The organism is uncultured Streptococcus sp. (assembly GCF_963456385.1).
GTDB lineage: Bacteria > Bacillota > Bacilli > Lactobacillales > Streptococcaceae > Streptococcus.
In genome coordinates this window covers 1-13,285 of the sequence record NZ_CAUOLF010000002.1, presented here as the reverse complement: position 1 = coordinate 13,285, position 13,285 = coordinate 1, and the positions used below count along the sequence as shown (strand labels likewise).

12 protein-coding genes are annotated in these 13,285 nt (G+C 42.9%); 1 reads left to right on the top strand and 11 read right to left on the bottom strand.

Translation table 11 applies throughout. From position 1 onward, the window contains the following. Positions 1-16: 16 nt before the first annotated feature. The 7 genes from proB to RP262_RS00910 all read right to left on the bottom strand — a co-directional run bounded on the left by proB (position 17) and on the right by RP262_RS00910 (position 9,631). Positions 17-1,126 (bottom strand): glutamate 5-kinase, encoded by a 1,110-nt coding sequence (gene proB / locus RP262_RS00940; protein WP_311153996.1) that lies wholly within the window; start codon positions 1,124-1,126, stop codon positions 17-19. Between the two features lie 114 nt (positions 1,127-1,240). Continuing rightward, a complete protein-coding gene (locus RP262_RS00935; RefSeq protein WP_311153995.1) occupies positions 1,241-2,137 on the bottom strand; it encodes an RluA family pseudouridine synthase in 897 nt (298 codons plus the stop codon). Further along, the gene (lspA, locus tag RP262_RS00930) at positions 2,121-2,588 is read right to left on the bottom strand and encodes a signal peptidase II (RefSeq protein ID WP_311153994.1); all 468 of its coding nucleotides are present in this window, start codon (positions 2,586-2,588) and stop codon (positions 2,121-2,123) included. Before lspA ends, RP262_RS00935 begins: the two co-directional genes overlap by 17 nt. Before the next feature lie 3 nt (positions 2,589-2,591). After that, positions 2,592-3,494 carry a LysR family transcriptional regulator gene (locus RP262_RS00925; RefSeq protein WP_268684020.1) on the bottom strand — a complete coding sequence of 301 codons (903 nt, stop codon included), beginning with the start codon at positions 3,492-3,494 and terminating at the stop codon, positions 2,592-2,594. 119 nt (positions 3,495-3,613) lie between these two features. Beyond that, positions 3,614-4,471, bottom strand: a complete 858-nt coding sequence (locus tag RP262_RS00920; protein WP_311153993.1) for a GNAT family N-acetyltransferase — start codon at positions 4,469-4,471, stop codon at positions 3,614-3,616. Positions 4,472-4,584: 113 nt separating this feature from the next. Next, positions 4,585-6,546, bottom strand: coding sequence for a peptide ABC transporter substrate-binding protein (locus RP262_RS00915; protein ID WP_311153992.1), 1,962 nt, complete (start codon positions 6,544-6,546; stop codon positions 4,585-4,587). A 283-nt stretch (positions 6,547-6,829) separates the two neighbouring features. Further along, positions 6,830-9,631 carry a glycoside hydrolase family 3 N-terminal domain-containing protein gene (locus tag RP262_RS00910; protein ID WP_311153991.1) on the bottom strand — a complete coding sequence of 934 codons (2,802 nt, stop codon included), beginning with the start codon at positions 9,629-9,631 and terminating at the stop codon, positions 6,830-6,832. Between the two features lie 236 nt (positions 9,632-9,867). Between RP262_RS00910 and RP262_RS00905 the strand changes: the two genes are divergently transcribed. Beyond that, a complete protein-coding gene (locus RP262_RS00905; protein WP_002909852.1) occupies positions 9,868-10,608 on the top strand; it encodes a hypothetical protein in 741 nt (246 codons plus the stop codon). A 97-nt stretch (positions 10,609-10,705) separates the two neighbouring features. Here RP262_RS00905 and RP262_RS00900 read toward each other — a convergent pair whose 3' ends face one another. From RP262_RS00900 to rplU, 4 genes are all read right to left on the bottom strand, one after another. After that, positions 10,706-12,061 carry a vWA domain-containing protein gene (locus RP262_RS00900; RefSeq protein ID WP_311153990.1) on the bottom strand — a complete coding sequence of 452 codons (1,356 nt, stop codon included), beginning with the start codon at positions 12,059-12,061 and terminating at the stop codon, positions 10,706-10,708. Between the two features lie 246 nt (positions 12,062-12,307). After that, positions 12,308-12,601: a 50S ribosomal protein L27 gene (gene rpmA / locus RP262_RS00895; RefSeq protein ID WP_002895619.1), complete on the bottom strand. Its 294-nt coding sequence runs from the start codon at positions 12,599-12,601 to the stop codon at positions 12,308-12,310. A gap of 17 nt (positions 12,602-12,618) precedes the next feature. Next, positions 12,619-12,963, bottom strand: a complete 345-nt coding sequence (locus tag RP262_RS00890) for a ribosomal-processing cysteine protease Prp (RefSeq protein ID WP_311153989.1) — start codon at positions 12,961-12,963, stop codon at positions 12,619-12,621. A gap of 15 nt (positions 12,964-12,978) precedes the next feature. Next, a partial coding sequence (gene rplU / locus RP262_RS00885; protein ID WP_311153988.1) for a 50S ribosomal protein L21 occupies positions 12,979-13,285 on the bottom strand: 307 nt, incomplete at its 5' end.

Here is a 13,285-nt window from a genome sequence, read left to right as displayed (position 1 = left end):
CTCCTTTCCTCGTCTTCTAAAATTCTGCAAATAAATCATTCAACTCCGGTGTCAGAGAAATCCAATCATCCCGATGAATCACAACACCCTTAGGTTTATTTGACTTGAGCATATCTTTAAGAGACGATTTGCCAAAACGCACGCGCCCTTTACCAAGAATAACTCCGGTGCCTTCTTCATAAACGGTCACCGTATCCTGATAGGCAAAGCTGCCCGATACAGATACAAGACCGGATACCAACAAACTTTTCCCATTGTTTCTGAGAGCGTTGGCTGCTCCTTGGTCTACATAGATTTCACCTTGACTTTTAGCATAGAAAGCCAGCCATTGCTTCTGCGTTTTTAGACCTTTTTCCTGGGCTAAAAAGAGGCTGCCATCCTTGGTTTCCTCAGCAGCTTCCAGCAGAGCATCAGTCTTGAGCGAGGAGCAGATATAGACCGGAACTCCGGACATGGTCGCCAGCGTTGCAGCCTTAATCTTTGTCAGCATGCCGCCAGTTCCGTTGCTCGTTCCTGCACCGCCTGCCATATAAATCAGCTCAGAGCTAATCTTCTCAATCTTTTCAAGTCGACGAGCATCTGGATTTATAGAAGGATTGGCTGTGTACAGTCCGTCTACATCTGTCAGAAGCACCAAGAGGTCTGCCTGAACCATAGCCGCTACCTGCGCACTCAGTGTATCATTATCCCCGACCTTGAGCTCCTCAATAGCCACCGTGTCATTTTCATTGATGATGGGAATAGCGCCGCGATTCAGCAAGACAGATAAGGCTTGATGGGCATTCTTGTAACGCCGCTTATCTGCAAAATCATCCTGTGTCAAAAGAATCTGAGCAGAAATGATTTGTTTCAAAAGAAGATTGGTTGTATATTCCTCCAAAAGCAACCCCTGTCCAACCGCAGCTGAAGCCTGTTTGTCCGCCACCTTGGTCGGTCGCTTTTTAAAGCCTAGAGAAGAAAAACCTGCCGCAATAGCTCCTGATGAGACCAATATCAACTCATGTCCCGCCTCATGCAAGAGAGCCAACTGCCGAGTAATTTCCTTTACCTTGGCGCGTGACAGACTGCCATCTGCGTTTGTCAATGATGAAGTCCCCACCTTAAATACGATTCGCTTTGCTTTCATTTCCTTTTCCTTCACTGCTAGATTGTCTTATTATACCACGATTTACGTAAAATAAAAATGACCGCGATTGAGGCGGTCTGAGAAAAATTGTATTTTAATAATGAATGGACCTGACTAATCTTGTCGCAATTTTTCTAAGGTTTCTTGGAAAATGGCTGGCACTTCAGCTGTAAATTCCAGCACTTCACCAGTTCGAGGATGGGTGAAGCCCAGTGTTCGTGCGTGCAGAAATTGGCCATGTCCTTTTAAAGTCTTGCGCGGTCCATAGACCTCATCACCAGCCACAGGATGTCCAATGTAGGCCATGTGAACGCGAATCTGATGGGTTCGGCCTGTTTCCAGTTGAAGCTCAACCAAGCTATAATCACCAAAACGTTCCAAGACTTGGAAACGCGTCAGAGCTGGCTTTCCTTTCGCCGTCACAGCCTGCTTCTTGCGGTCTTTTTCGCTGCGGCCAATCGGTGCTTCAATCACTCCACGGTCATTAGGCAGATTTCCATGAACAATAGCCCAATACTTGCGCAGGGATTTCTTATCCTTGAGCTCATCAGCCAGAGCCACATGGGCTTGGTCATTCTTAGCAATCATCAGAAGCCCAGAAGTGTCCTTATCAATCCGATGGACAATCCCCGGCCGGAGGACACCGTTGATGCCAGACAGGTCTTGGATGTGATACATAAGGGCGTTGACTAGTGTGCCGCTAGTATGGCCTGCAGAAGGATGGACCACCATTCCCTGCGGTTTATTGACGACTGCCACATCCTCATCTTGATAGACGATTTCTAGCGGAATATCTTCAGCTACATACTCAACCACTTCCGGCTCAGGCAGCTCATAGGAGATGACATCGCCTTCTTTGACCGCATATTTGGCTTTTTTGGCTTGTCCATTGACCAAAATCCTGCCGTCCTTAATCTGCTCATTAGCCAAACTCCGCGATAGGTCTGTCAGCTCAGCAACTGCCTTGTCCAATCGCTGACCAGCTACTGAAGCCTCAATTCTTACTTCCATCTTTTTCTTCCTTCAAAATCATCAGCAGTAAAATAGCTACACCAAGGGTCAGATACATATCCGCTACATTAAAAATAGCAAAATTGATAAAATCTAACTGAAACATGTCCACGACAAAACCTTGGCGTATCCGGTCAATAAAGTTTCCCAAACCGCCAGCAATCACCAAGGTCAGCCCGGCCAGCATCCACTTTGAGGCATGGAGGTGCTTGATGAGGTAATAAACAGCTCCGCCGATGACAAAAAATGTCACCAAAGTAAAGAGCCATTGCTGATTTTCCAGCATGGAGAAGGCTGCACCGGTATTCTGGAGATAGGTCAGACTCACCAGATGCGGAATGAAACTCTTGACCTGCCCCAGCTTAAAATCGCTGACAATATATAACTTGACCAGCTGATCCACAGCAATAAGAATCAAGACTGCAAAAGGAATAATAATTTTTCTTTTCATACTTTATTTTTTCTGTGCAAAATACTCTTTCATAACTGATACAAAGTCTTCTCCGACCTGAGTCAGTTCCACATCTTCACGCTTGACATAGACCATGTGGTTGTCCAAGTTGTCGCGAAGCTTGATGACAGTAATACCATTTACACTATTGCTGTCCAAAAAGCCAGATCCAGTCGCATAAGCATCAGTTCGCTCCAAAATCCCATTCAAAGTCGCACGGTCCGTCACATTAAACATCTGCGAGCTGGCACTGGTATCCACAAAATTCTCTGAATAATAGAGATACTCGTCCTTTTCCTGAGTGAAGCGAACAGTCGGCAAGGCCGCTAAATCTTCCATGACCAGCTCTTCCTTTTGTGTCAGAGGATGATCTTCTCGCAGATAAATGTGAGTCTGAAAAGGAATCAGCTCTACTACTTCCAAGCCTAGCTTTTCCACCCGCTGCATAATGCCCTTGGTATTTTGATTATTGAGGTAGATAATGCCGATTTCACTATGGCCCTGCGCTACTTCGTCCAGAATCTGTACGGTTGTTGACTCAAAAATTCGGAAGTTCTTATACTCTGGATAGGTCTGAGAAAATTGGGTAATCAAAGGAGGCAGAAAATCATAGTGCTGACTGGCAATTGAGAACTCATCTCGCTCTTCCTCAGGATTGGCATATTGGTTTTGGAAGACATCAAAGCCCTTGACCAAGTCTTGAGCTTTCTCGTAAAACTCCATTCCTCGGCGAGTCAGAAAAGTACCGCTGCTGGTCCGACGAAAAATCTTGAAGCCCAGCTCTTTTTCCAGATCACGGACAGAGATAGACAGACTAGGCTGGCTGACATACATTTTTTCCGCGGCTTCTCGAAAGGTCCCACTGTTAGCAATGGCGACCACATAACGCAATTGTTGAATATTCATAACATTTTCCTTCTTTACATATCGTCTCATTATACCATAAACCAAGGCAGAACAAAAGAAACCAGCTGTAAGAAGCCGGTTTCTCCTTTGAAGTTAATGAGCAATCTGAGAAACATTTGCTATTTTTCTTTTAGATAGACAACCTCTGTCATCTCTTTGAAGCCTAGCTTTTTATAGAGTTTCAAAGCTCGGCTATTCTGCTTTTCTACGACAATCTGAAACTCCTGTCCATTGAGCTTATTCAAATCCTGCATACTTGCAAGTAAGAGATAGCTTCCTAGCCCCTGCCCCTGAAAATCTTGATCAACCGCCAAGCCAAAGAAATAATTGGTCCCAAAATCCGTATCAACAGACACAGAAGCTACAACTCTACCATCTTTCTTCAAGATGTAAAGCAGACTGGAGCCACTGTCCATGGATTCTTGCGCGTATTTCAAGGCAACATCCAGCGGTGTCTCAAAGACTTGGGATTGGAAAGTTGCAATCTCTTCTGCCAAGTCCAAACTTCCCTGCAAGACCTCTATCCCTTCTCTTTCTTCCAGAGGAAAAGTTTGAGCAGGCTGCGCTAGCCAGATTTCTGCTTCATCCTCTTGGTAATCAAATCTCCGAGCAAAATCGGGATGAGCGTTCAAAAAGGCCAGCTCCGCTATATACTCAATCTCGGTCAAATCATACTTATCAGCTACTTTTGCAAAAGCAGCCAGAAGCTGATTAGCCACACCCTGACGCCGATACGATGGTAGAACATAGAGAGACACCTCTGCTTGGCCAGGTTCATCCGCGTAGACAGATAAAAAGCCGATGGTCCGGCCATCCATCTCAGCCAAGAAGAAGGCTGGCATTTCAGGAACTGCATTATAATTATTATCCAGATAGGGCAGTCGATAGCCTCCGTCTGCCTTATTACACTCTTGAACTAATTCAAACAATGACTGCTTTCCTTTCTCAGGTAATGCATTATAAATACTTATCTGCATCTGTCTCACTTCTTTCCAGTATTTCTTTCTATTCTACCACGAATAGCCCTGTCAAGTCATTCAAAAAGGGACTGGAAAAATCCAGCCCCAATCTCGCTTAGTTAATTGTTTTTTTATTTTTCAACGTGGTCAGCAAGTTCTTCCTGGGCCTTTTTATTTGCCGCAGTAGCTTCTTCTTTCCATTTTTTCTTAGCTGCTTCGTATTCTTTGGTCGTTACAACATCCTTCTGAAGTTGAGTCAGCTTGAAGTTGTATGCTGAACCTTTAACACCAACTGGTGAGTAGGCCTTTGTAAATGGCACTGATTTAGTAACCGACGGTGTTGCACCTTGTGAAACAGTCGGGATAATCAAGCCGCTATCTAGCAACCAAGCTTCCGCTTCTGCATACTTCTCGTAACGCAGCTGCACATCGTTGGTTTCAGCATTGGCTTCTTCCAGCATCTTAGTATATGTATCCAAGCCTAACTCTTTAATCTTATCATTGTCTTGACCTGGTTCAAAACCAAAGTTTTGCAAGCTTCCGCCGTTCTTGATATTGAGAGTATCAAGGTAGGTAGATGGATCTTGGTAGTCACCAGTCCAACCACCAGTAGACATATCATAGTCTTTCTGAGCAGCAGAGTTAGCGAAATAGGTGATATTATTAAGATCGTCTGTGCTCATCTTTTGCAGGTCAATGACGACATTTTCCGCTCCAAGAGCCGATTCGATAGACTGCTTGGTTGAGCTAGCCCATTGAACGCCAATGGTGCTAGACTGATCCACTGGCATATCTAAGTGAATCGGGAATTCTACTCCCTTAGCTTGCAAGGCTTGCTTAGCTTCTGCAAATTTCGCCTTAGCTTTTTCAGGATTATAGTAAGGATCTTGAGCGTCAGAGAGGTCAATTCCTTGCCATTGGCTGCCATAATTAACTAATTTTTCCCCAACAACAGTTCCAAAATCCTTGTCGCCAATTTGGACAAAGCTAGGTGGTACCAAGGTATTTCTCAAGACCTTAGTCGCTCCATCTTCACCATTTCCTTGCGCACCATAAGATGTACGGTCAAAGGCAAAGTTGATAGCCTGACGGAAGTCTTTGTTCATGATTGCTTCGTTGGTCGCAGATTTTTGAGCATCTGTTGTTTTAGAAGTATGATTGTAGGATTGACGGTTGTAGTTGAAATTATAGTAATAAGAAGTAGAATCCTGCGGGCTGTATACGATATTGTCCGCGTATTTCTTCTTGACTGAAGCAAAACCTGAGCTATTTGGATAGAGACGAGCTGTGCTGTAAACGCCATCGCTGAAGTTACGAATCAGTGCTTCCTGATCATTTCCATCATAGTAGGTCAACTTAATGCTATCCAGAGTGACATTGTCTTTGTCGTAGTAATTTGGATTTTTGACAAATTCCATCACAGACTTGGAAGTCAGAGACTTGAGCAAGTAAGGACCATTATAGAGGATGCTAGAAGGCTTAACAGAGCCAAAATTGCTTCCTTCTGCTTTCAGAAACTCTTCATTGACTGGGAAGAGAATCGTGCTGGTTGTTTTAGAGTTCCAGTAAGGCTCAGGGCGAGCCAGAGTGTATTGCAGGGTGTGGTCATCAATAGCCTTGACACCAACATTGTCGAAATTCTTATCTTCACCCTTGATATAAGCATCCAAGCCCTTCACAGAGTCCTGAACTAGATAAATAGCTTCTGAATTTTCATCCGCTGCATACTTCAAGCCAGTCACAAAGTCCTGGGCTTTTACTTCTGCATATTCTTCACCATCGGATGTGTACCATTTAGCATCATCACGCAGCTTATAAGTATAGGTCAGACCATCCTTGGAAACTGTCCATGACTTCGCGATAGAGGGAACCAGATTTCCGTACTCGTCATTTTCAAAAAGTCCATCAACCAGGTTGGAAATGACATCATTTGTCGTTGCACGGTTTGTAGCAAGATAGTTCAAGCTGTCAGGGTCTGAACTATAAACGTAAGTATAATTATTTGTGCTAGATGAAGATTGGCTACAAGCCGTCAGCAATAGCCCGGCACTCAGTGCAACTCCAGTCGCAATCAGCCATTTAGATGCTTTCATGGATAGAACCTCCTTTGATGTTATATTTTATAACATGAACTATTATACCAAAAAACGTATAAAAAGTAAATAGTAAACCGATGACAGTTGAGTAAAATATCTAAGGGTGGATTCTTTTAGCAAGCTCACAAGGCTTTTTGTTACTGCATTTCTGCAAATTTCTAAATAAAAAAGGAAGAATCCGCTTTTACTGCAAAGTTGTCTCGGATTCTTCCTTTTTCTTATTTTATCAAGAATAAGTAAAGCTACGAAAGCATTACTGCTGTATTCTCATTTTTATTTCTTATAGTCTTCGGTATGATAAGCCATACAGATAGACAATTCCAAACAAGAACAAGGCACCCAGCAAGACTAAGAACAAACTGCTGCTGTCTCCTGTTTTCGGAAGCTGACTTACCTGCGGAGCCTGCTGACTTAGTTGCCGACGAGGACTTACAGGTTCAACAGAACGCAAACTCAACTGCGGAGGATTTTGTTGACCTGGAGCCATGATACTCTGCCTAGCTTCAGTAATCTGAACAAGCTCCCTGTAATTACCTTCTCCCATGCTGAATTCTCTGTCTTGACTATCAATCAAGGTTAGGGAAAGCACTGGACTGAACTGGCCTTCTACTAAGCCTTTCAAGCCAATTTCAATCGGATTGGTATCGTTGGCTTTTTTAGAAATCAAAACAGTATCACCAGAGATGGTATAATCTGGACTAGGGAGAATGCTGAAGTGCTGAGTATCCATCTTAAGGGCAAGGCGGTAGTTATTTTTTTCTAGACCGTTTAGTCCACTCAGGGTAACGGCAGCTGTAAAAAGCTGATCTAGCTGAGCAGATGTAGGAACATTGACTTTGATATCCTTAACTGGATCGGTATAAAAGAGACCATGCCCGATAGGATAGGCTACCTCTGTCTCTGACATGATGCCATCCTTGATACGCGGCACATTTACTGGTAGCGTTCCAACATGTTTTTGACCGTTAAAAATGACTTCCACACCAGCTGGGATATTAGGGCCGAAGGCATTATCCGGCTTCAGAGACTCGGTTGGATCCATTCCCTTGTTTCCATAAACTGCTACAATAGCCTTGGCATTAGGATAATTTGCTACATCATACGGTTTAGAAATGCTCATGACAGCTGCTTGCTTTCCACTTGCATTTGCATAGTCCACGACTTCTGTCGGAACTCTTGTCAACCAGAAATCGCCGGCTAGTTGAGATTGCCGTCCAATTTCAGAAATCAGGACAAGGTGTGTCGCTTGGTCAATCTTTTCTTTCAAATCTTCCAACTTAGTTGTTTTGCTGTAGTTCAGCGCTTCGTATGTGACACCTGCTGGAATCACTCCGTCAGCTTTCAGACGCTTGATACCCAGCTCTAGTCCAGGCACTTCATCATCATAAGCCGCTAACAGCAAAATCCTGTCGCCAGATTTGACCTTAAAAGGCAGAACAGTATCGTCGTTTTTAACTACCGTCACTGCACTAGCAGCGATTTTTCTCTCGGTATCTCTGTTTATCTCTGAGCCAACAGTTGCTTCAGCCTTAGCCTGAGTTCGCTCAGATGGGTCAAAGTCTAAAATACCCCGTTTTTCTTTTAAGTTCAAGATGCGGGTCACAGACTCATTCAATCTGCTGACTGGAATATCGCCTCTCTGAACCGCTAGCTCAATATCATTGATAATCTTATCGATTTTAGCTAAATCACTCTTACTACGTAAGACAGTTGGCATCAGCACCACATCTACACCTGACTTGATTGCCATGATAGCTGCTTCAGATTCTCCGAAGTTCTTAGCAATCGCATCCATTCCCATAGCATCAGATACTACTACACCCTTGTAGCCGAACTTTTTACGAACAATGCCGGTGATAATATCATCTGACAAGGTAGCAGGGATATAAATGGTTTCCCCAGTTTGCTTAGATATAACCGTGTCTTTTTCGATCTGAGGATACTGAATATGGGCTGTCATCAGCATATCAGCATTTTTGTCAATGGCAGCCTTGAATGGAAGCAACTCCAAGGCTTCGAGCTCCGCATAGGACTTATCTACCAGAGGCAGACCAGTGTGAGAATCTACCGCCGTATCACCATGACCAGGGAAATGCTTAGCCGCTACTGCGACATTGTATTTCTGAATCCCCTCCATCATAGCCGTTCCCAAACGAGCAACAACCTTAGGTTCTGAAGAGAAGGACCGTAAACCAATAACTGGATTCTGCGGATTGTTATTTGTATCAAAAACAGGAGCAAAGTTGACATTCAAACCTAGAGCAGAAAGCTCCCGTCCAATAATTTGACCAGCTTGATTAGCCAATTCTGGATCACGCGTCGCACCAACTGCCATGTTGCCAGGAAGAGCAGTCCCACTGCCCAAGCGATAGACAATACCACCTTCTTGGTCAATCGCGAGCAAGAGCGGCAACTTGCCATTATTAGCTTGGTTATTGATAGCTGCTTGCTGCAGGGCCTGCGTCAAGACTAAGGTTTGAGCAGTTCCTTTCACATTCTCAGCAAAGAGAATGACACCACCAAAATCGTATTTATCAACCGCTTCTGCCACTTCTTTATTAAGCTCCGTCATATCTGACTGGGAGGCTTGGCCCTCTTGCTGCCATTTTCTGAAGTCCGGCATCAGCATCTGGGTAATCTTCTGACGAACTGTCATATCCGCCACAAGCTCCTGCACTCTCTTAGAAGCCGAAGGGGCATCACTTGCTGCCTGACCCTGCCCCTGATTGGTAGCAGAGGAAACTTCTGCAGACTGAGCTGTCGCTGGTTTGGCAGAATCTTCTAACAAATTCCCCGTGTTAGCAGCTTGACTTGAAGCATCTGCTTCAGTAGCTGCAACTGCCGAAGCATCAGAGACCGGCAGAGCTTTTGCAGCAATCTGACTATCCTGACTTGGCGTGCCCCTAGCCCCTGCACCGCTATCAGAAGAGTCCGTTGCAACAGCAGCACTTATTTGTTCAGACTGGTTAGCAGATTCCGGCGGCTGATTAGCCGTATCTGCCTTTATGGCTCCCAATGGCCAAAAAACCAGTAATGACAAGGCAAGCGCCAATAGTAATTTATACCTTTTCATCATAGGCATTCTCCTTTCATCCCTATAATAATAGCATAAAAAACGATGTTTGTAAACGTTTACTTATTATCTAATGATTGTTCGTTTTTATCACCAATTAGTAATATAATCTCTATAAAAATGAAATAGTATTACAATATTATAGAAATGTTACAGAGGTATAATTTTATAGAAACAACATAACCTAACCGTTAAAAATGAGATTCTTTAATCTTATACTAACAGTTGCATAGAAAGGATTTGCTATGAGACAAGAAAAGAACACCAAAACAATGTTCAACCGACGCTACTGGCTGGGGCTTTCCCTCGCTTCTGCTGCAACTTTGGCCGCTGCTTTGATTTCCACCGGAACAGTTCGAGCAGAGAACAAGTCAATCCCTGACTGGGCTTCTAGACGTGAAGTTGGTATTTACGATCCTAGTGTACCAGACATTGAGGACGACCCTACTATCTTTGATGATCCAGGACCTATCAAGGTTCCGGAAGCACCTAAGAATGATTATCCTAGCGTTATTGATGAAGAAACTGGTGAAAGGATTAGAAATAGAATCGTTCTTTACAAGGGTAAATACTATGCACTTGATCCTAATAGATCTATATACGAAGTTCGGGATGATCCAGGAGAACAAATTCCGACGAATCTAAAAAACTCCTTCTATACTAGCCCAACAGGTAAAGTCTATTATTTTGACGAAAAAGGACGAAGGGTCATCAATCTTTACAGTGTAGACGGCAAGCAATACTTCTTTGATTCTTACGGAGAAATGGTCAAAAACAGATTTGTTAGTTACTCTGAATATACTTATTACTTTGGAGAAGATGGGACACCTTATAAAAACGGACTTTATAAGATTGGCAAGTACTATTATTACTTTACCGAGTATGGCGATCTTTTGAGGCAAGGTTCTTTCGACTACAAAGGAAAGACCTATTATACTAATTGGCATGGCGTTGTCAATATAAAAGACGAAGAAGTTACACCATAACGAAAAATACCAGAAATGAGGACGTATGTCTTCGTTTCTGGTATTTATTTTATTCAAAATCACTCAAATAGAAAATTCATTTTTTATAAGCAGATGGTTATTGTTCTTTTGATTTTCTTACACTAATATCTAGCCCCAAGCCAGCCAGAAGCAAACCAAGCCCCACAACACTATAGACTGCCTTTTCGCTACTTCCTGTTTTAGGAAGAGTCTGTTCAGATTTGGCCAAAAGTGTTGGTGCCTGAACATGGTAGACGGTAGATATAGGCATTGTAGTACGACGCTCAAGATAGAATTGATAACTATCTTTTATGATTTTATAGTAACGAGCTTCATTGACACTTTCAACAATCCATGAAGTGGTTCCTTTTGTTAGAGCATCAGCTAGGTTATTTTCGATATCAAGCACTCTGCCTTCTGTTGCAAAATTTTTGTAAATTCCCTCAATCGATTTTACCGTTGCTACGGTTCTTTCTATACCAGCAGCTTTCAAAGCCGCAAGTGTATCAGCAACCGTTGGAATTGAAGGGTCTTCTTTCATTTCAGCATCTGTTAATAAAACGACGAATTTCTTATTTTTAGATGACTTAGACCAATCATAGGTCGAAATAATCTGGTTCAGGGCAGGAGTTGGTGTTTCTGGAGTATCTCCTCCACTCGCTATACGAATCGCAGCTAACGCTTTTTCGAGCTCAGCCGGATCAGTTGTAAAATAAGATGACCCAAACCGTGTTAGAACCGTATCTTCATCTTTGCTGCCAGAATTACGGCCGTAGACTTCATCACTAAATGTTGCCAAGCCAAAACGTGCTGTAATCCCCTCTTTAGTAATATTTCGCACAAATTCATTAATATTTGCACGAACAATATCAATTGTGCCACCCATGGATCCTGAACGGTCGACAACAAATACAATATCAGCTGAACCAGCTTTTGTCACAGTTGGTGGCGTTGAGGTGTAGGTAATAGTTGTAGTCTTATCTACTCGCTCATACTGCGTATAGGAATTCCCATTTTCATCTGTGCCAGATAAAGTATTTTCAGTACGTCTAGTTATTGGCTCTGGCGCCTTATCAACCTTTGCCGGAGCCACTTCTGTCTTTGTAACATCAACAGTCGACGTTTCTACACGGACTGTTTGATTGCCTTCTTGACTTTCTTTGACATCAACAGGTGAAACATTTTTTGAGACATCGATCAAATCTCCTGGTTTCGCTGTAGATTCTTCAACAACAGGTTTCGTCGTATCAGCAGCAATTTCAGCACCAGCAGCTTCAATCGGAGAGCTTACTGCTTCAGTTTTTGCTATACCGCTTGATGAAGGTGGTGTACCAACCTGGTCTGCAAAAACATGCGAAGCTTGTGAAAAGGCAAATAGAAGAGTTGCTGATGCTAATCCAACTTTCAATTTGTACAATGAAAAGCCTGGAAGTTTAAATGATTCTTTTTCCATAATTTCTCCTTGTCTTTTTAGATTTAGAAACATGATTGCATCTATTTTATATAGAATAACATAAAAAAATAGGAAGTGCAAGCGATTTCAAATATTTATTAGTCTAAAAATTAAAATTTTAGAATATTATCAGAGTTTGTATGATAAAATTGATGAGCATCATCATGAATTAATAAATGCTTTATCGTGCCGTCTCTAATAAGAAATCCCCATGCTCGGATATTGAGCATGGGGATTTCTTATTAATTATTTAGCGATTGGGTAAACAGAAACTTGTTTCTTATCGCGTCCTTTGCGTTCAAAGCGTACTACGCCTTCAACTTTTGCGAACAAAGTATCATCTCCGCCGCGGCCAACGTTAACACCTGCATGGATGTGAGTGCCACGTTGACGGTAAAGGATTGAGCCGCCTGTTACGGTTTGACCGTCAGCTGCTTTAGCTCCCAGACGTTTCGCTTGTGAATCGCGTCCGTTAGATGTAGAACCTCCACCTTTTTTGTGGGCGAATAGTTGCAAATTAGCAAGATTCATTTTTAACATAATGTTTTTCCTCCGTGTTAGTTTTCTGTGATAACTCTGGTTTGGACGAACTCAGATGAGTCCTCCGATAAGTTTGCCATTCCTAGGAAAAATGATTCAAAGAAAAGTTGAGTCATTTCTCTTTGGATCGGTGCAATACCTGTCGGGATTTCAACCCGTAAGAATCCACCTTCATCTTCGTTTAATTCTAAGGTCGGTTCGTAGCCTGCGAATTTCTCAACTGAATTGACAAAATTAATGGCGAGCGTCGAAACAGACGCACACACGACATCATAGCCGTATTCACCACTCGCGGCGTGACCTGTGATTTCTGCACGCCTCAGTTCGCCATCTTCGGCTCTTTCAAAGACTGCGTGTATCATTTAATCTCCTTAAAATTAAGCGTTGATAGCGTTGATGACAACTTTTGTATATGGTTGACGGTGACCTTGTTTACGATGGCTGCCTTTTTTAGGTTTGTACTTGTAAGTAACAACCTTCTTTTGCTTGCCTTGTTTTTCAACAGTTCCGACAACAGAAGCTCCAGCAACAAGCGGAGTTCCGACAACAGTGTTTTCACCACCAACAAGAACAACTTCGTCAAAAGTAACATCTTGACCAGCTTCAGCGTTCAACTTTTCAACGTAGATTGCTTGACCAACTTCAACTTTAACTTGTTTTCCGCCAGTTTTAATGATTGCGTAT

What these genes read in the sequence shown, in the direction of transcription:
- proB (WP_311153996.1), bottom strand. Translation starts at nt 1,126, where the DNA reads ATGAAAGCAAAGCGAATCGTATTTAAGGTGGGGACTTCATCATTGACA.
- RP262_RS00935 (WP_311153995.1), bottom strand. Translation starts at nt 2,137, where the DNA reads ATGGAAGTAAGAATTGAGGCTTCAGTAGCTGGTCAGCGATTGGACAAG.
- lspA (WP_311153994.1), bottom strand. Translation starts at nt 2,588, where the DNA reads ATGAAAAGAAAAATTATTATTCCTTTTGCAGTCTTGATTCTTATTGCT.
- RP262_RS00925 (WP_268684020.1), bottom strand. Translation starts at nt 3,494, where the DNA reads ATGAATATTCAACAATTGCGTTATGTGGTCGCCATTGCTAACAGTGGG.
- RP262_RS00920 (WP_311153993.1), bottom strand. Translation starts at nt 4,471, where the DNA reads ATGCAGATAAGTATTTATAATGCATTACCTGAGAAAGGAAAGCAGTCA.
- RP262_RS00915 (WP_311153992.1), bottom strand. Translation starts at nt 6,546, where the DNA reads ATGAAAGCATCTAAATGGCTGATTGCGACTGGAGTTGCACTGAGTGCC.
- RP262_RS00910 (WP_311153991.1), bottom strand. Translation starts at nt 9,631, where the DNA reads ATGCCTATGATGAAAAGGTATAAATTACTATTGGCGCTTGCCTTGTCA.
- RP262_RS00905 (WP_002909852.1), top strand. Translation starts at nt 9,868, where the DNA reads ATGAGACAAGAAAAGAACACCAAAACAATGTTCAACCGACGCTACTGG.
- RP262_RS00900 (WP_311153990.1), bottom strand. Translation starts at nt 12,061, where the DNA reads ATGGAAAAAGAATCATTTAAACTTCCAGGCTTTTCATTGTACAAATTG.
- rpmA (WP_002895619.1), bottom strand. Translation starts at nt 12,601, where the DNA reads ATGTTAAAAATGAATCTTGCTAATTTGCAACTATTCGCCCACAAAAAA.
- RP262_RS00890 (WP_311153989.1), bottom strand. Translation starts at nt 12,963, where the DNA reads ATGATACACGCAGTCTTTGAAAGAGCCGAAGATGGCGAACTGAGGCGT.